Source organism: Plantibacter sp. CFBP 13570, assembly GCF_014841395.1.
Lineage (GTDB): Bacteria > Actinomycetota > Actinomycetes > Actinomycetales > Microbacteriaceae > Plantibacter > Plantibacter auratus.
On the sequence record NZ_JACYTW010000007.1, the window covers coordinates 75,372 to 93,263 of the forward strand.

18 protein-coding genes and 1 pseudogene are annotated in these 17,892 nt (G+C 69.8%); 18 read left to right on the plus strand and 1 reads right to left on the minus strand.

The window, feature by feature from the left end; genetic code table 11:
• Positions 1 to 78: 78 nt before the first annotated feature.
• On the minus strand, positions 79 to 885 hold the full coding sequence (locus tag IFT89_RS04350; protein WP_079705920.1) for a peptidylprolyl isomerase: 807 nt from the start codon (positions 883 to 885) through the stop codon (positions 79 to 81).
• A gap of 184 nt (positions 886 to 1,069) precedes the next feature.
• Here IFT89_RS04350 and IFT89_RS04355 point away from each other — a divergent pair, with 184 nt between their 5' ends.
• From IFT89_RS04355 to IFT89_RS04440, 18 genes and pseudogenes are all read left to right on the plus strand, one after another.
• Positions 1,070 to 2,521: a replication-associated recombination protein A gene (locus IFT89_RS04355; protein WP_082915828.1), complete on the plus strand. Its 1,452-nt coding sequence runs from the start codon at positions 1,070 to 1,072 to the stop codon at positions 2,519 to 2,521.
• Positions 2,522 to 2,743: 222 nt separating this feature from the next.
• On the plus strand, positions 2,744 to 3,373 hold the full coding sequence (gene rpsD, locus IFT89_RS04360) for a 30S ribosomal protein S4 (RefSeq protein ID WP_137241687.1): 630 nt from the start codon (positions 2,744 to 2,746) through the stop codon (positions 3,371 to 3,373).
• 160 nt (positions 3,374 to 3,533) lie between these two features.
• On the plus strand, positions 3,534 to 3,767 hold the full coding sequence (locus IFT89_RS04365; RefSeq protein WP_202938332.1) for a hypothetical protein: 234 nt from the start codon (positions 3,534 to 3,536) through the stop codon (positions 3,765 to 3,767).
• A 69-nt stretch (positions 3,768 to 3,836) separates the two neighbouring features.
• Positions 3,837 to 6,491, plus strand: coding sequence for an alanine--tRNA ligase (gene alaS, locus IFT89_RS04370; protein WP_192004912.1), 2,655 nt, complete (start codon positions 3,837 to 3,839; stop codon positions 6,489 to 6,491).
• A gap of 1 nt (position 6,492) precedes the next feature.
• A complete protein-coding gene (gene ruvX, locus IFT89_RS04375; RefSeq protein WP_138947071.1) occupies positions 6,493 to 6,963 on the plus strand; it encodes a Holliday junction resolvase RuvX in 471 nt (156 codons plus the stop codon).
• A gap of 13 nt (positions 6,964 to 6,976) precedes the next feature.
• Entirely contained in the window at positions 6,977 to 8,545 is a 1,569-nt protein-coding gene (gene mltG / locus IFT89_RS04380) for an endolytic transglycosylase MltG (RefSeq protein WP_307783429.1), read from the plus strand.
• A 16-nt stretch (positions 8,546 to 8,561) separates the two neighbouring features.
• Positions 8,562 to 9,461, plus strand: coding sequence for a shikimate dehydrogenase (locus tag IFT89_RS04385; protein WP_202938333.1), 900 nt, complete (start codon positions 8,562 to 8,564; stop codon positions 9,459 to 9,461).
• A gap of 92 nt (positions 9,462 to 9,553) precedes the next feature.
• A complete protein-coding gene (aroC, locus tag IFT89_RS04390; protein ID WP_064293830.1) occupies positions 9,554 to 10,768 on the plus strand; it encodes a chorismate synthase in 1,215 nt (404 codons plus the stop codon).
• Positions 10,761 to 11,279: a shikimate kinase gene (locus IFT89_RS04395; protein ID WP_079705925.1), complete on the plus strand. Its 519-nt coding sequence runs from the start codon at positions 10,761 to 10,763 to the stop codon at positions 11,277 to 11,279. The genes aroC and IFT89_RS04395 overlap by 8 nt, the downstream gene beginning before the upstream one ends.
• Positions 11,276 to 12,373: a 3-dehydroquinate synthase gene (gene aroB, locus IFT89_RS04400; protein ID WP_079705926.1), complete on the plus strand. Its 1,098-nt coding sequence runs from the start codon at positions 11,276 to 11,278 to the stop codon at positions 12,371 to 12,373. The genes IFT89_RS04395 and aroB overlap by 4 nt, the downstream gene beginning before the upstream one ends.
• A gap of 52 nt (positions 12,374 to 12,425) precedes the next feature.
• On the plus strand, positions 12,426 to 12,869 hold the full coding sequence (locus tag IFT89_RS04405) for a type II 3-dehydroquinate dehydratase (protein WP_194644610.1): 444 nt from the start codon (positions 12,426 to 12,428) through the stop codon (positions 12,867 to 12,869).
• Positions 12,870 to 12,985: 116 nt separating this feature from the next.
• Positions 12,986 to 13,549: an elongation factor P gene (gene efp, locus IFT89_RS04410; RefSeq protein WP_056005785.1), complete on the plus strand. Its 564-nt coding sequence runs from the start codon at positions 12,986 to 12,988 to the stop codon at positions 13,547 to 13,549.
• Positions 13,546 to 13,962: a transcription antitermination factor NusB gene (nusB, locus tag IFT89_RS04415; protein WP_064293834.1), complete on the plus strand. Its 417-nt coding sequence runs from the start codon at positions 13,546 to 13,548 to the stop codon at positions 13,960 to 13,962. The genes efp and nusB overlap by 4 nt, the downstream gene beginning before the upstream one ends.
• Before the next feature lie 2 nt (positions 13,963 to 13,964).
• A complete protein-coding gene (locus tag IFT89_RS04420) occupies positions 13,965 to 14,375 on the plus strand; it encodes a VOC family protein (RefSeq protein WP_244650592.1) in 411 nt (136 codons plus the stop codon).
• 68 nt (positions 14,376 to 14,443) lie between these two features.
• Positions 14,444 to 14,989 (plus strand): annotated as a pseudogene (pyrR, locus tag IFT89_RS04425) (bifunctional pyr operon transcriptional regulator/uracil phosphoribosyltransferase PyrR); the annotation flags it as partial.
• Positions 14,986 to 15,945 (plus strand): aspartate carbamoyltransferase catalytic subunit, encoded by a 960-nt coding sequence (locus IFT89_RS04430; protein ID WP_071260160.1) that lies wholly within the window; start codon positions 14,986 to 14,988, stop codon positions 15,943 to 15,945. The pseudogene pyrR and the gene IFT89_RS04430, both read left to right, overlap by 4 nt.
• Entirely contained in the window at positions 15,938 to 17,305 is a 1,368-nt protein-coding gene (locus IFT89_RS04435) for a dihydroorotase (protein WP_374190788.1), read from the plus strand. Before IFT89_RS04430 ends, IFT89_RS04435 begins: the two co-directional genes overlap by 8 nt.
• A complete protein-coding gene (locus IFT89_RS04440) occupies positions 17,305 to 17,892 on the plus strand; it encodes a PH-like domain-containing protein (protein WP_124769343.1) in 588 nt (195 codons plus the stop codon). The genes IFT89_RS04435 and IFT89_RS04440 overlap by 1 nt, the downstream gene beginning before the upstream one ends.

A 17,892-nucleotide genomic window follows, 5' to 3' on the forward strand; every position in this document is an offset into this window, starting at 1 on the left:
CAAGCCTATTACCCCGAGTCCTGCTCGGGGCGACCGCTTGCGCCGGTCGGTTCCGTCTGGTGCAGGTTACTGCACGCGCTACTGGACCGTCACCGAGGTGATGGTGGCCGGGACCGCTGGAGCACCGTCACCGCTGCCGTCCGCGACGCCGCCGGACACGACGCCCGAGACGAGCTGGTCGAGACCACTCGTGATCTGGCCGAGCACGGTGTAGCCGCCGGCGGCGTCGGACGGGATGGTGGAGTCCTGGTACACGAGGAAGAACTGCGAACCGTTGCTGTAGCCGTTCCCGCCCTGGCGCGCCATGGCGATGGTGCCGGCCGGGTAGACGTCGTCCGTCGGTGCGTTCTCGACCGGGCCGTAGCTGTACCCGGGGCCGCCGGTGCCGGTGCCGTCGGGGTCGCCGCACTGCAGGACGTAGATGCCGCTCGTCGTGAGGCGGTGGCAGGTGACGCCGTCGTAGAAGCCGGACTGGGCGAGGGAGATGAAGGAGGAGACACCCTGCGGCGCGCAGGCGCCGTCGAGGGTGAGGTTCATGACGACGTCGTTGATCGTCATCTCACCGCTCCAGTCGCGGTCCTCGGCGATCGTACTCGCGGGGACCTCGCCGGTGTTGGCGCCGTCCGTGGCCCCGGTGACACCGCAGGCCCCGGCCTCGGCGGAGGCGGTGGGCGTCGCGACCGGGGTGCCCGGACCGCCGGCGAAGAAGAACACCTGCGCAGCCGTGGCACCGGCAAGGATGACGACGAGCGCCGCAGCGGCGATCACGTTGTCGCGGACGCGGCGCTTGGAGCGGTGCTCGTGCACGGTGCGCCGGGCGTTGTAGGCGCGCAGTCGTGCGCGTGCTGCGCGTGCCTCTTTGTCCGGACCCTTGCTCGTTGCCACGTCGTTCCCTCCAGGTGCCGTCGGCCGAGCGGCGGCATCGCGCTGTCATCTGGCACCACGCCCGCGGCGGACTGCCCAGGAGAACCTTACGGGGAGCGCTCCGCGCGGACCAAACGGCGCACGACGGCGGCGACCCCGTTCTGCAGCGGGTCCGCGTGTCGCAGGCTGCGGCTAGCCTGGTGGAATGTTCAGTCGAGGACCCGGCATCGCCGGCGCACCGGTCCCGCTCGCGGTGCGCATGCGGCCCCGCAGCCTCGAGGAGGTCGCCGGCCAGCAGCACCTGCTCCGTCCCGGCTCGCCGCTCGTCCGTCTGGCGAGCGACAACGAGGGGACGCAGGCGGCCGTGTCCGTCATCCTCTGGGGCCCACCGGGCACCGGGAAGACGACGCTGGCGCAGGCCATCGCGCACAGCTCCGGTCGCCGGTTCGTCGAGCTCTCGGCCGTGACGGCGGGCGTCAAGGACGTCCGGCAGGTCATGGAGGAGGCGATGTCGAGCCGCGACCTCTATGGCAGCTCCACCGTCCTCTTCCTCGACGAGATCCACCGGTTCACGAAGGCCCAGCAGGACGCCCTGCTCCCCGGCGTGGAGAACGGCTGGGTCATCCTGGTCGCCGCGACGACCGAGAACCCGTCGTTCTCCGTCATCTCCCCGCTGCTCTCGCGTTCGCTGCTCCTCACGCTCGAACAGCTGAGCGACGACGACCTCGGCATCCTCATCGACCGCGCCGTGACCGACCCTCGCGGCCTGGCCGGTCGCTTCACCGTGACGCCGGAGGCCCGCGCCGCGATCATCCAGTTGTCCTCCGGCGATGCCCGACGAGCCCTGACTGCGTTGGAGGCGGCCGCGATCGCCGCCGACTCCGATCTCGGCGCTCCGGTCGACCCCGACGAGCTCGATCTCGACGACGCGGGCCTCCTCGACGTCGGCGATGAGGATGATGAAGACGACGAAGACGGGGTGGACGACGACTCCGACACCGCGACGCGGGCGCCCCGCGGTCCCGTCATCACCGACGAGCTCGTCTCGCAGGCGGTCGACCGCGCCCTGCTCCGATACGACCGCAACGGCGACGAGCACTACGACGTCATCAGCGCGTTCATCAAGAGCATCCGCGGATCCGACGTCGACGCCGCGCTGCACTACCTCGCTCGGATGATCGAGGCGGGGGAGGACCCGCGCTTCATCGCCCGCCGCATCATCATCTCCGCGGCCGAGGACATCGGCATCGCCGACCCGCAGGCGCTGCCCATCGCCGTGGCGGCCGCCGACGCCGTCCAGTTCATCGGCATGCCCGAGGGTCGCATCCCGCTGGCCGAGGCCGTGGTGTACCTGGCCACCGCCGCCAAGTCGAACGCGGCCTACGTCGCCATCGACCAGGCCATCGCCGACGTCAGGGCCGGAGCCTTCGGACGTGTGCCGAAGCCGATGCGCGACGCCCACTACGCGGGCGCCAAGCGCCTCGGACACGGCAAGGGCTACCGCTACCCGCACGACCACCCGATCGGTGTCGTCGCCCAGCAGTACCTGCCCGACGAGCTCCGCGACGTCCGGTACTACCAGCCCACCGACCACGGCCACGAACGCGACATCTCGGCACGGTTGGACAAACTCCGGAAGATCGTCCGGGGCGAGTGAACGTCGGGTCGCGGCGGCCCGGCGACCGGGGCACGTCGTGCTAGTATTGATCCGCCTAGAACCGGTGTGACTGCGCGGCTGCTCGATCACCGTGTTCGACGGGCGTGTTCTGTAGCCGAACAGCCCCGGCGGACCCCTCTGACTTTGTCCGGTGTGATTCCGGATCACCGACGCGTCTTCGCGCCGGTCATTCATCGTTTGAGACTTCATCGAAAGGAAACCGTGTCTACCAAGTCACGTACCCGCAGCAAGACCCGCCTCTCGCGGGCACTCGGCATCGCCCTCACCCCGAAGGCCGCCAAGTACCTCGAGAAGCGTCCCTACGCTCCCGGTGAGCACGGCCGCAGCAAGCGCAAGGCCGACAGCGACTACGCCGTCCGTCTGCGCGAGAAGCAGCGTCTGCGCGCCCAGTACGGCATCCGCGAGGCCCAGCTCAAGATCGCCTTCCAGGAGGCACGTCGCACCCAGGGCCTGACGGGTGAGAACCTCGTCGAGATCCTCGAGACCCGTCTCGACGCGCTCGTCCTCCGCTCCGGTTTCGCCCGCACCACGGCTCAGGCTCGCCAGATGGTCGTGCACCGCCACATCATGGTCGACGGCCAGCTCGTCGACCGCCCGTCCTTCCGCGTGAAGCCGGGCCAGCTCATCCACGTCAAGCCGCGCTCCGAGGGCACCGAGCCCTTCCAGGTCGCCGCTGCCGGCGGTCACGTCGACGTCCTGCCGAAGGTGCCCGCGTACCTCTCGGTCGAGCTCGACAAGCTCCAGGCGCGTCTCGAGCGTCGCCCGAAGCGCGCCGAGGTCCCTGTGACCTGTGAAGTGCAGCTCGTCGTCGAGTACTACGCAGCCCGCTAGGCCTGCGGCCCGGCTCCGGGCACCACACGAAGAGGCATCGGCTCCGGCCGGTGCCTCTTCGTCGTTGTACGACGCCATCGGTCCACCGCGCTCGACTACGATGGATGCTTGGTACGCCCGGCGACGCCCGGGTGGTCGCACCGCAGATGAGGAGTTCCCCATGAAGAACGTGTTCTGGCTGATCGTCGGCATCGGCGCCGGCTTCGTCGTCGCCCACGAGATCAACAAGACACAGTCCGGCAAGCGGTTCTTCTCCGAGCTGGACTCACGCGTCAGGGAGTTCACCGACACCGTCGGCGACGCCTACAAGGAGCGCGAGGCGCAGCTGCGCGACGCGGCTGAGTCCGTCGTCGCGCGCGTCGAGGACGCCGCAGAAGACCTCACCAAGCCGTAGCGGCACGCCCGGACGGGCATCGCCGCAGCGCACGAACATCGACACGCACACCCCTGACGTACGGACACCATGGACACCGCTGACATCCGCTCCCGCTGGCTCACCTTCTTCGGCGATCGGGGGCACACCGTCGTCCCCTCCGCCTCCCTCGTCAGCGACGACCCCTCGCTCCTCTTCACGGTCGCCGGCATGGTGCCGTTCGTGCCGTACCTCACCGGCGTCGTCCCCGCGCCGTTCGATCGCGCCACGAGCGTCCAGAAGTGCATCCGCACCAACGACATCGAAGAGGTGGGCAAGACGCCCCGGCACGGCACCTTCTTCCAGATGAACGGCAACTTCTCCTTCGGCGACTACTTCAAGGAGGGGGCGATCACCTACGCGTGGGAGCTCCTGACCGGCAGTGAGTCGAGCGGCGGCCTCGCCTTCGACGAGAAGGACCTCTGGGTCACCGTGTACAAGGACGACGACGAAGCGATCGACCTCTGGAAGCGCGTCGCAGGGCTCCCCGAGCACCGCATCCAGCGGCTCGACAAGGACACGAACTACTGGTCGACGGGTCAGCCCGGACCGGCCGGCCCGTGCTCGGAGATCTTCTTCGACCGCGGTCCCGCGTACGGAGCCGACGGCGGCCCGGCGACCGACGACGACCGGTACGTCGAGATCTGGAACCTCGTCTTCATGCAGTACCTGATCGAGAACGTGCGCGGCAAGGTCGACTTCGACATCGTCGGCGAACTCCCGAAGAAGAACATCGACACCGGCATGGGGCTCGAGCGGGTCGCCTTCCTCAAGCAGGGCGTCGAGAACATGTACGAGATCGACCAGGTGCGCCCGGTCCTCGATCGCGCCGCCGAGTTGAGCGGCCGTCGCTACGGCGCCGACCACGACGACGACGTCCGGATGCGCGTCATCGCCGACCACGTGCGTTCGTCGCTCATGCTCATGAGCGACGGCATCACGCCGTCGAACGAGGGACGCGGGTACATCCTCCGCCGCCTCATGCGACGGACCGTCCGTGCGATGCGCCTCCTCGGCGTCGACACCGCGACGTTCCCCGAGCTGTTCTCCGCGTCGCGCGACGCCATGAAGGCGGCCTACCCGGAGGTCGAGACCGACTTCGGCCGGATCTCGCAGAGCGCCTACGCCGAGGAGGAGACCTTCCTCCGGACGCTGGCCAGCGGCACGACCATCCTCGACCTCGCGCTCGAGCAGACCAAGGGCACGGGCCGGACGGCCCTCGCCGGCGACTCCGCGTTCCTCCTGCACGACACCTACGGTTTCCCGATCGACCTGACCCTCGAGATCGCGGAGGAGGCCGGCCTCTCAGTCGACCGTGACGCGTTCGATTCGCTCATGACCGCGCAGCGCCAGCGGGCGAAGGCCGACGCGAAGGCGAAGAAGAGCGTCCTCGCCGACCTCTCGGTCTACAGCGACATCCGCGCCAAGGGCGAGACCGTGTTCACCGGCTACACCGAGCTCGAGACCGAGAGCCGCATCCTCGGCATCATCGTGGGCGGACACCCGGTGCAGCGCGCGGTCGCCGGTGACATCGCCGAGGTGATCCTGGCGGAGACCTCGCTGTACGCCGAGTCCGGCGGGCAGGAGGCCGACCAGGGCGTCATCGTCGGTCCCGGATACGAGCTCGAGGTGCTCGACGTGCAGAAGCCGGTCAAGGGTCTCATCGCGCACAAGGTGCAGGTGAGCCAGGGCGAGGTCGGCGTGGACGCACCGGCGACGACCATCGTCGACGCGAGCTACCGCCGCGGCGCGCAGCAGGCGCACTCCGGCACGCACATCATCCACGCAGCCCTGCGACAGGTCCTGGGCGACAGCGCCCACCAGTCCGGTTCGTCGAACAAGGCCGGGTACCTGCGGCTCGACTTCACCTGGAACCAGCCGCTGTCACCGGCGACGAAGTCGGAGATCGAGGAGATCTCCAACAACGCCATCCGCGACAACCTGCAGGTGAGCACCCGCGAGATGGCGCTCGACGACGCGAAGGCGCTCGGCGCCATGGCGCTGTTCGGCGAGAAGTACGGCGAGACCGTCCGCGTCGTCGACATCGGCGGGCCGTGGTCGCGTGAGCTGTGTGCGGGCACGCACGTCAGCTCAAGTGCCGAGATCGGGTTGATCAACCTCGTCAGCGAGTCGTCCGTCGGCTCGACGAACCGTCGGGTGGAGTCGCTCGTCGGACTCGAGGCCTTCCGCGACCTCGCCGCCGAGCGGGCGCTCGTGTCACAGCTCTCCGGCAGCCTCAAGACGCCGAAGGAGCAGCTGCCCGACCGCATTGCCGAACTGGTCGCGAACCTCAAGGCCGCTGAGAAGAAGATCGCCGCGTTCGAAGCCCGTGGGCTGAGCGAACGCCTCCCGGCATTGGCGCAGACCGCTCACCGCGTCGGCCCGGTGTCGCTCGTCGCCGAGCACCTGGGCGAGCTCGGGTCACCGAACGACGTCAGGACGCTCGTCACGCAGCTCCGCGAGCAGCTCGGCGCGAGCCCGGCGGTCGTCGCCCTGGGCGCGGTCGTCGGCGGGAAGCCCGCGATCGTCGTCGCGACGAACCAGGGTGCCCGCGACGCCGGACTCAAGGCAGGCGTCCTCGTCCGGGTCGCGGCCGGTGTCCTCGGCGGCAACGGTGGTGGGAAGGACGACCTCGCACAGGGTGGCGGCGTCGACGCCACCGCACTCGGCGACGCCCTCGCGGCGATCGCCCGCGAGATCGCCTGAGATGACGGACGGCTTCCGTCGCGGAGTCCGACTCGGGATCGACGTCGGGAAGGCCAGGGTCGGGGTCGCGAGAAGCGATCCCGACGGCCTGTTGGCCACGCCGGTGGAGACGGTCCCACGGGACCTCGGCGGCGACGCCGACATCCGGGCGATCGCGGTCATCGCCGAAGAACTCGGCGCCGTGGAGCTCGTCGTCGGTCTCCCGATCGCCCTGTCGGGGAAGGACACGGCATCCACGCAGGACGCCCGGGAGTTCGCCGCCCGACTCAGGTCGATCACGGGTGTCCCGGCCCGTCTCGTCGACGAGCGGCTGACGACGGTGACCGCCCACAGCGCCTTGCGCTCCGCTGGGAAACGACAGAAGCAGACCCGCTCGATTGTCGATCAGGTGGCGGCCGTCATACTCTTGCAGTACGCCCTCGACGCCGAACGCGGTTCGGGGCGACCCCCCGGAAGCCCCGTCGACCCGTGAACAGGACGTGCCTGTGTCGAATCTGACACCTCAGAACAACCCAGCAGACGATCCGCTCGCCGACCTCTTCACGTCCGAGCGGAACGCCGCGGGGGAGCAGCCGGTGCCACTGTCCCGACGCGAGGCACGTCAGCAGCGGGAGGCCGCGGAAGCCGCTTCGTCGCCGTCCGAGCCCGTCGACGGGAATGCTCCGAGCGACACGGCCGAACCGGCCCCGACCGGCGCCACGTCGATCGACGCCTCCTCGGTCGACGCCCCCACGACCGCGTCGTCGAGTGGCTCCAGCGTCAGCGAGCCGGCCGCGAGCGACACACTCCTGAGCGGGCCGACCTCACGTGCCCCCGAGTCGGACGACACCGAGTCCTCAGCGTCCCGGGCCAGGACCATGACCATCCCCGCGTTCGAGGACCTGCTCGCTGAGGGCGACACGGCGAACGACAGCGGGCCACAGCCGATCCATCGGGGGCGCCGTCGTGCGCTGGCCGGCGGGGAACCGCCGAAGCGCCGACGTGGTCGTCGAGGGCTCATCGCGCTCATCGTGTCGATCGTCGTCGTCGGGGGTCTCGTCGCGTGCGCCGCGGTCGTGTGGACGAGTTACGAGCCGCAGATCCGCAAGGTGCTCGGCTGGGAGGAACCGAACGACTACGAGGGTGCCGGTAGCGGCGAGGCCGTCGTCATGGTCAACGAGGGCGACATCGGCGAGGACATCGCGACGAGCCTGCACGACGCCGGGGTCACGAAGTCGTTCGACGCCTTCTACGACCTCCTCCTCGCACAGCCCACCCAGCCGGAGTTCTTCCCGGGCGCCTACAAGCTGAAGCTCAAGATGAGCGCCGAATCCGCCCTTGCTGCGCTGACCGATGAGGCGAACCGCATGGAGGACACCTTCGTCATCCCCGAGGGCACCGCTGAGCAGGACGCCCTGCCGTCGATCGCGGAGGGCACCGGCATCCCGCTGGAGGAACTCCAGGCGGCGGCCGCCGACGTCGCGTCCTTCGGTCTCCCCGCCGAGGCGACCTCGCTCGAGGGGTTCCTCTTCCCGGCGACCTACAGCCTCCCCGACGGCGGCGATGCGCACGCCGTCCTCCAGACCCTCGTGAACCGGTCGTTCCAGGCGCTCGACGACGCCGGGGTGAAGCCCGAGGACCGCTGGAAGACCATCGTCCTGGCCTCGCTCATCCAGAAGGAGGCGGGCCTCCGCGACGACTACTACAAGGTGTCGCGGGTCTTCCTCAACCGGCTGGACCCGGCCCAGTGGGAGAGCGGTCTGCTCCAGTCCGACGCGACGGTCGCGTACGGGACGGGCAACACCCACCGGGTGTCGACCACGGACGCCGAGCGCGCCGACGCTTCGAACCCGTACAACACCTACGTCCACCCGGGCATGGTCGTGCGACCGATCTCGAACCCGGGTGACCTCGCGATCGACGCCGCGCTGCACCCGGCCGACGGACCATGGCTCTACTTCGTCACCTGGAACCTCGACTCCGGCGAGACGATCTTCTCCACCACCCAGGAGGAGCACGAGGCCGCGGTCGACAAGTGGCTGTCCTGGATGGACGAGCACCCCGAGTACCAGTAGCGGGAGCGTGGCGCACATGAGTGGAACAGGGGCGGGTCACGGCGAGGACGGGCAGCCGCGGCTCGCCGTGCTCGGCGCGCCCATCGCCCACTCCAAGTCCCCGGCACTGCACGAGGCCGCCTACCGGGTGCTGGGGCTCGACTGGGACTACGGTCGCCACGAACTCGAGGCGGCCGGCCTCTCGGCCTTCCTCGACGACCTCGGTTCTGACTGGCGGGGGCTCTCGCTGACCATGCCCCTGAAGCATCGCGCGCTCGAGCTGGCCGACGTGGCCGACCGCGCCGCAACCGAGACCGGGGCGGTCAACACGCTGCGTCTCCGCCGAGCCGAGGATGGATCCCGTCGGATCGAGGGGTTCAACACCGACGTCGGCGGCATCGTCCGCGCGATCGGGGCGGCCGGCGTCGACACGATCGCGTCCGCGGTCGTCCTGGGCGGGGGAGCGACGGCCTCCTCGGCGATCATGGCGGCGGCGGACCTCGGTGCCGAGCACGTCCACGTGGCGCTCCGACGACCAGCTCAGGCGCGACCACTCGAGGACCTCGCCGGCCGGCTGGGGCTGCGGTTCGCCTCAGGGCCGCTCGACGGTGAGACGCCTGACGCACCACTCGTGATCAGCACCCTTCCCGGCGGCGCCCTCACCGAACCGGGTCCGGTCCTGTCCCGTGCTCCAGGCGCGCTCCTCCTCGACGTCGCCTACGACCCGTGGCCGAGTGTGCTCGCGGAGGCGTGGTCGCAGGCCGGCGGGTCGGTCCTCAGTGGGCTGTCGATGCTCGTGCACCAGGCGTTGCTCCAGGTCCGGATCTTCGTCCTCGGCGATCCGCTCCTGCCGCTCGAGGACGAGACGACGGTGCTCGGGGCGATGCTCGACACGGTCCACCTCGATCACACCGGGGCGCCGGTCGCCTCGCACTGACCGCTCCGGACGCATCCGGCCCACCTGCACACCCGCCGGGCCGTCGACCGAAGGCGCACGGTCGCGTCCCGGCTCTATGGAAGGATAGGACTATGCTTCGTTGGCTCACTGCCGGAGAGTCTCACGGCCCGGAACTCATCGCCGTCCTCGAGGGACTCCCGTCCGGCGTCCCCATCTCCATGGACGGCGTCCGCGCCGACCTCGCCCGACGGAAGCTCGGCTACGGCCGAGGATCCCGCATGAAGTTCGAGGAGGACGAGCTCAACCTGTCCGGCGGCGTCCGCCACGGCTTCTCCATGGGTAGCCCGATCGCGATCCGCATCGGCAACACCGAGTGGCCGAAGTGGGCCGAGGTCATGAGCCCCGAGCCGACCGAGATCTCCGACAAGTCTCGTGGCCGCAGCGCCGCGCTCACCCGTCCGCGTCCCGGGCACGCCGACCTGACGGGCATGCAGAAGTACGGCTTCGACGAGGCGCGTCCCGTGCTCGAACGCGCCAGCGCACGCGAGACCGCTGCGCGCGTGGCCCTCGGTGCCGTCGCGCGCTCCTTCCTCGGCGAGCTGGGCATCACCCTCGTCAGCCACACGCTGTCGATCGGCCCGGTGCGCGTTCCCGAAGACAGCCCGCTGCCGGTCCCGGCCGACGTCGACGCGCTCGACGCCGATCCGTTGCGCTGCTTCGACAAGGCGACCTCGGAGCGCATGGTCGCCGAGGTCGACGCGGCCAAGAAGGACGGCGACACCCTCGGCGGCATCGTCGAGGTCTTGGCCTACGGGCTCCCGCCGGGGCTCGGCTCCTACGTCCACTGGGACCGACGACTCGACGCACGGCTCGCAGCAGCGCTCATGGGCATCCAGGCCATCAAGGGCGTGGAGGTCGGCGACGGCTTCCTCACGACGACACGTCGCGGTTCCGCGGCCCACGACGAGCTCGTCCAGGAGAGCGACGGCATCGCCCGACAGAGCGACCGCGCCGGCGGCACCGAGGGCGGCATGACCACCGGTACGGTCCTCCGCGTCCGTGCCGGCATGAAGCCGATCGCGACCGTCCCGCACTCGCTCCGCACGGTCGACGTCGCGACGAGCGAGGCCGCCACCGCGCACCACCAGCGCTCGGACGTCTGCGCGGTCCCGGCCTCCGGTGTCGTGGCCGAGGCCATGGTGGCGCTGGTCCTCGCCGAAGCGGTGCTCGAGAAGTTCGGTGGCGACTCGGTCCCCGAGACGAAGCGCAACCTCGACGGATACCTGGCAGCGATCCCGTCGAACCTGCGCACGCGAGGCGACCACGCCTCCAGCGCCGATGCCTGAGCAGGCCGCCGATCTCCGACTCCCCGTCGTCCTCATCGGACCGATGGGGTCGGGGAAGAGCCGGGTCGGCAAGCAGTTGGCGAAGCGCCTGGGCCTGCCGTTCGTCGACACCGACAGCGTCGTGTCCGGCGAGCACGGCGCGATCGCGCGCATCTTCGAGCAACACGGCGAGCCTCACTTCCGCGCCCTGGAGCGGGCGGCCGTCGCCGCCGCGCTCGAGCAGCCGGCGATCGTGTCGCTCGGCGGGGGAGCGGTCCTCGACGAGGACACGCAGCGTGAGCTCGCCGATGCACGCGTCGTGCTGCTGACGGTCACCGAGGAGGCCGTGCTGGCACGGGCCAACCTCGACAAGCGTCCACTGCTCCGCGACGACCCCGGCGCGTGGTCGCGCATCGCCGCCGCCCGGCGTCCCGTGTACGAACGACTCGCGGATGTCACCTTCGACACCTCGCACCGACCCATCTCAGGCATCGTCGACGAGCTCGTCGCCTGGGTGAAGGAGCCTGCATGAGCACCGAACCGACCACCCCGACCGAGCGGACCGTCATCGAGGTGACGGGATCCTCCCCGTACCCCATCACGATCGGGAGAGGGCTGGAGGACGTGCTCGTCGACGCCCTCGGGACCGGCGTGCAGCGGGTCCTCATCGTCCACCCGGCGACGCTGGGTGAGAAGGCGGCCAAGCTCCGCGAGACCCTGAGCGACCGGTACCAGGTACTGCTCGCCGAGGTGCCGGACGCCGAGGCCGGGAAACGGGTCGAGGTCGCCGCGTTCTGCTGGGGAGTCCTCGGGCAGGCCGACTTCACGCGCTCCGACGCGGTCATCGGGTTCGGCGGTGGCGCGGTCACCGACCTCGCCGGCTTCGTCGCCGCCACCTGGCTGCGCGGCGTCCGCCTCGTGCAGGTCCCCACGACGGTCCTCGGCATGGTCGACGCGGCCGTGGGCGGCAAGACGGGCATCAACACCGCGGAAGGCAAGAACCTCGTCGGCGCCTTCTACGCCCCGGCCGCCGTCGTCTGCGATCTCGACACGCTCGACACCCTCCCGAAGAACGAGATCCTCGCCGGGTTCGCCGAGGTGGCGAAGGCCGGGTTCATCCGCTACCCGGAGATCCTCGACCTCATCGAGGCCGACGTCGACGCCGCGACCGACCCCGACACGCCCGCCTTCCGCCGCTGCATCGAGCTCGCGATCCGGATGAAGGCCGACGTCGTCAGCGAGGACTTCACCGAACAGGGGCTCCGCGAGATCCTCAACTACGGGCACACGCTGGGGCACGCCATCGAGCACGCCGAGCGGTACCAGTGGCGACACGGTGCCGCGGTGGCGATCGGCATGATGTACGTCGCCGAGCTGTCCCGCCTCGCCGGCCGACTGTCGGACGAAGTCGTCGACCGCCACCGTCGTGTCCTGGAGCTGCTCAGCCTGCCGATCGCCTATCCGGTTGGCCGCTGGAACACGCTGCTCGCGACGATGCAGCGCGACAAGAAGACGCGTGGTTCGATGTTGCGGTTCATCGTGCTCGACGACCTCGCCAAGCCGACCGTGCTCCAGGGGCCCGAGACCTCGCTGCTCTTCGCCGCCTACCAGGAGATCGGCTCCTGACCGACGCCGGTGCGCTCCGCGAGCGCTCGTCCCGAACGGATACCCTCGACTCATGACCACCGTGCTCGTCCTCAACGGACCGAACCTCGGACGCCTCGGCAGCCGTGAACCCGACGTCTACGGCTCGGCCGACCTCGAAGCGCTGCGCACCATGCTCGAGGCCGACGCGGGCGACGGGACGCGGATCGACCTGCGTCAGACGGACGACGAGGGCGAGCTGATCGGCTGGCTCCACGAGGCCGTCGACGCCGGCACGTCCGTGATCCTCAACCCCGCGGCGTTCACCCACTACAGCTACGGGCTCCGCGACGCTGCGGCCATGGTCACGAAGGCTGGCCTCCTGCTCGTCGAGGTACACCTCTCGAATCCGCACGCCCGCGAAGCCTTCCGTCACACGAGCGTGATCTCCGGTGTCGCGACCGGCGTGATCGCCGGTTTTGGCTTCGACTCGTACCGCCTCGCCCTCGACCTCGTGGTGCGCCGCAGCGCCGAGTGACATGCGCGGCGCCCTGATCCACCACGGGCGCGTTGGTCACGGGTCCTCGCAGCGGTTACACTCGTTCGTTGGGTCGTATCCGGCCGCACACTTTCCACGAACGGACATTCTCGCGCATGGCTTCTACCGCTGACATCAAGAACGGCATCGTCCTGAACATCGACGGGCAGCTCTGGACGGTGATCGAGTTCCAGCACGTCAAGCCGGGCAAGGGTGGCGCGTTCGTCCGCACCAAGATGAAGAACATCATGACCGGCAAGGTCGTCGACAAGACGTACAACGCCGGCACGAAGATCGACGTCGAGAACGTCGACCGCCGCGACTTCACCTACCTGTATGCGGACGGCGACTCCTTCGTCTTCATGGACAAGAGCGACTACGACCAGATCACCATCCCCGCCGTCGTCGTCGGCGACACCAAGAACTTCCTCCTCGAGAACCAGGACGTCACGGTCGCGCTCAACAACGGCAACCCGCTGTACGTCGAGCTCCCCGCGTCGGTCATCCTCGAGGTCACCTACACGGAACCGGGGCTCCAGGGCGACCGCTCGACCGGTGGCACGAAGCCGGCGACCGTCGAGACCGGCTACGAGATCCAGGTCCCGCTCTTCCTCGAGACCGGCACCAAGGTCAAGGTCGACACCCGCACCGGTGACTACCTCGGTCGCGTCAACGAGTGAGCGCTCGTACCAAGGCGCGCAAGCGCGCCCTCGATCTGCTGTACCAGGCCGACGTCCGTCAGCAGACCCTCGCTGAAGTCCTTTCCGCGGAAGCCTCTCGCGCCGTCAGCGAGCCCGACCGCCAGGCCTCCTGGTTGTACGCGCGGGAGATCGTCGACGGCGTCGGTGACCACGCCGAGGAGATCGACGAACAGATCGAGACGTACGCGCAGGGCTGGACGCTCGCGCGGATGCCCACGGTCGACCGGGCCATCCTCCGGATCGCGATCTGGGAGATCCTGTTCAACGACGAGGTGCCGCACGGCGTGGCCATCGACGAAGCGGTCGAGGCGGCCAAGACGCTGTCGACCGACGACTCCGCCGGCTTCATCAACGGCCTGCTCGGCAAGATCTCGCAGATCAACCCGCGGTGACGATGAGCGACGAGACCGGTCCGGCCCTGCCGGTGAAGCGCGTGCACCACATCGCGATCATCGCCAGCGACTACGAGGCCTCGAAGCGCTTCTACACCTCGGTGCTCGGCTGCGAGCTGCTCACCGAGGTGTACCGGGCCGAGCGCGACTCCTGGATGGGCGACCTCGCCCTGAACGGTGAATACCTCATCGAGCTGTTCTCCTTCCCGGACCCGCCGGCGCGCGCATCCGGACCCGAAGCGCTCGGACTGCGGCACCTCGCCTTCGCGGTCGACGACGTCGACGCCGGCCACGCCCGTCTGGTGGAGCTGGGTGTCCGCGTCGAAGACGTCCGGATCGACCCCCACACTTCGCGGAAGATGCTGTTCTTCTTCGATCCCGACGGCCTCCCGTTGGAGCTCTACGAGGCCTGATCCGACTGCTAGGCTCGGGTGTTGACCAAGACAACCTTTAAGACCGTCCAGAGAGGCGGAGAAGGGAGTCGGCGATGAGCGCACGTACCGTGCTGCACGAAGCTGACATCGCGCGGGCGTTGACTCGGATCTCCCACGAGATCCTCGAGTCCAACCGCGGAGCAGACGACCTCGTGATCCTGGGCATCCCGACGCGCGGAGTCATCCTCGCGAAGCGGATCGCCGCCACGATCTCCTCGATCTCGGGCGCGACCATCGTCTCGGGTGCACTCGACGTCACGATGTACCGCGACGACCTGGCGAAGCACCCGACCCGTGCACCGCAACCCACGACGCTGCCGCCACAGGGGATCGACGGGCGCACGGTCGTCCTCGTCGACGACGTCCTGTACTCGGGACGCACGATCCGCGCCGCCCTCGACGCCCTGACCGACCTGGGCCGCCCGCGCGTCGTGCGGCTCGCCGCGCTCGTCGACCGCGGGCACCGCGAGCTCCCGATCCGACCCGACTTCGTGGGGAAGAACCTGCCCTCCTCGCAGGCGGAACGCATCTTCGTCCGGCTCACGGAGTTCGACGGTGACGACTCGGTGACGATCGAGGGGAGCGGCGAATGAGGCACCTGCTGTCGACGAAGACCCTCACCCGCGACGAGGCGATCGAGATCCTCGACGTCGCGGAGGACATGGCCGAGACGCAGTTCCGTGAGGTCCGCAAGCTCCCGACCCTCCGTGGGAAGACGGTCGTCAACCTCTTCTTCGAGGACTCGACCCGCACGCGCATCTCGTTCGAGGCTGCCGCCAAACGGCTGTCCGCAGACGTCATCACCTTCAGCGCGAAGGGGTCGAGCGTCTCGAAGGGAGAGAGCCTGAAGGACACCGCACAGACCCTCGCCGCGATGCATGCCGACGCCGTCGTGATCCGACACTCCGCCTCCGGTGCGCCGCAGACCCTCGCCGACAGCGGCTGGATCGACGCCGGCATCCTGAACGCGGGGGACGGGACGCACGAGCACCCGACGCAGGCCCTCCTGGACGCGTTCACGATGCGCAAGCGCCTCCACGGCGAGCGGTCCCGCGGTCGCGCGCTCGACGGGGTGGCGGTGACGATCGTCGGCGACATCCTGCATTCCCGGGTCGCCCGCTCGAACGTCTGGCTGCTCGACACGCTCGGCGCCGAGGTCACCCTCGTCGCCCCGCCGACACTGCTTCCGGTGGACCTCGGCCCCTGGCCGGCCACCGTCCGCTACGACCTGGACGACGCGATCGCCCAGCGTCCCGACGTGCTGATGATGCTCCGGATCCAGTCCGAACGCATGCATGCCGCCTTTTTCCCGAACAGCCGGGAGTATTCCAGGCGCTGGGGGCTCGATGACGAGCGGCTCGCCCGCCTCGATCCGGCTAGCATTGTCATGCACCCCGGGCCGATGAACCGCGGTCTGGAGATCTCGTCCGGGGCAGCCGACTCACCCCGGTCGACCGTCCTCGAACAGGTCGCCAACGGGGTGTCGGTCCGGATGGCCGCGTTGTACCTGCTGCTGTCCGGCGATCGAGAGGAATCCACCCGTGTCTGAGCCCACTTCGAACCACGACGTCACCCTGATCACCGGAGCGACGCTCGCCGACGGGACGCGCACCGACCTCCTCCTGCGCGACGGACGGATCGCGGAACGCGGCTCCGGGCTGAGCGCCGTCGGCGCGACCGTCGTCGATGCAGACGGCCTCCTCGCTCTCCCCGGGCTCGTCGACCTCCACACGCATCTCCGGGAACCCGGGTTCGAGCAGAGCGAGACGGTGCTCACCGGCACGCGTGCCGCAGCCGCCGGCGGCTTCACCGCGGTGTTCGCGATGGCCAACACCTCGCCGGTGGCGGACACGGCCGGGGTCGTCGAGCAGGAGCAGTCGCTCGGTGAACGCGCGGGCTACGCCACGGTGCAGCCGATCGGTGCCGTGACGGTCGGACTCGGCGGGGAACGACTCGCCGAACTCGGCGCCATGGCCTCCTCGCGTGCCAAGGTCCGGGTCTTCTCGGACGACGGCCTCTGCGTGTCCGACCCGCTGCTCATGCGCCGTGCGCTGGAGTATGTGAAGGCCTTCGACGGCGTGATCGCCCAGCACGCGCAGGAACCCCGGCTCACCGTCGGCGCGCAGATGAACGAGGGCGCCCTCTCCGGCGAACTCGGGCTGACCGGGTGGCCGGCGGTCGCCGAGGAGTCGATCATCGCCCGCGACGTGCTCCTCGCCGAGCACGTGGGTTCCCGACTCCACATCTGCCACGTCTCGACGGCCGGTTCCGTCGACGTCATCCGTTGGGCGAAGGCCCGCGGTATCCCCGTCACGGCCGAGGTCACGCCGCACCACCTGCTGCTCACGGAGGAGCTGGTGGCGAGCTACGACGCCCGGTACAAGGTGAACCCGCCGCTGCGACGGGCGGAGGACGTCCAGGCGCTGCGCGAGGCCCTCGCGGACGGCACGATCGACATCGTCGCGACGGACCACGCACCGCACCCGGTCGAGGCCAAGGACTGCGAGTGGGACGCCGCCGCGAACGGCATGGTGGGCCTCGAGTCCGCCCTCTCCGTCGTGCACTCGTCGATGGTCGCGACCGGGCTCCTGGACTGGAACGACGTCGCCCGGGTGCTCTCGGCGACGCCGGCGAGGATCGGACGGATCACCGGGCAGGGGGCTTCGATCGAGGCCGGCGCTCCGGCGGAGGTCGTGCTCTACGACACCGCCGCCACCCGTCCGTTCGGCACGGCCGACCTGGCCGGCAAGGGCGTGAACTCGCCCTACCTCGGCCTGGAGCTGCCCGGCCGCGTCGTCGCCACCTTCCACCGGGGCTACGCGACCGTCCTGGACGGCGCCGTGCTCCCGACGGAGCAGGTCGCGGCCGCAGCACGCCGTGCCGCGCGATCCGCCGAGGTCGAGCACTGATGGACGGGCGGATCCTCGCGGCCGTCCTCGTCGCCCTCGTCCTCCTCGGCATCCTCGCCCTCATGGCCTTCGCCTGGCGACGCCGCGTCGCGCGCGACGCCCAGGTCGGTCCCCTCGCGGAGCTCCCCGACCCGCGGCCGGTCCCGTCACTGACGGTCGAGGTCCTCTACGTCGCGACGTCGAAGCACGACCAGCCGCTCGAACGGCTGGCGTTGCAGGGACTGCGCTACCGATCCCGGGTCACGCTCGAACTCGGTGCCGCCGGAGTCGTCGTCGACGTCCCGGGGGAGCGGCCGACGTTCATCCCGGCGACGAGCATCGTCGGCGTCGACCAGACCAACCTCACGATCGACCGGGTCGTCGAGCCGGGCGGGCTCATCCGCCTGAGCTGGCGCCCCGTCCCGACGGTGATCGCGGACAGCACCTTCCGCGTCCTCGAGCAGGCGGACCGCGCCCGCATCATCGACACCGTCACGAGCCTCATCCCCGCCGCGGACGCCGGACTCCGGCCGACCGGCACCCCAGACACCGTCGCCGACATCACCTCGGCCGACGACTCCACCCCACCGCCTCACGAGAGGGCTTGA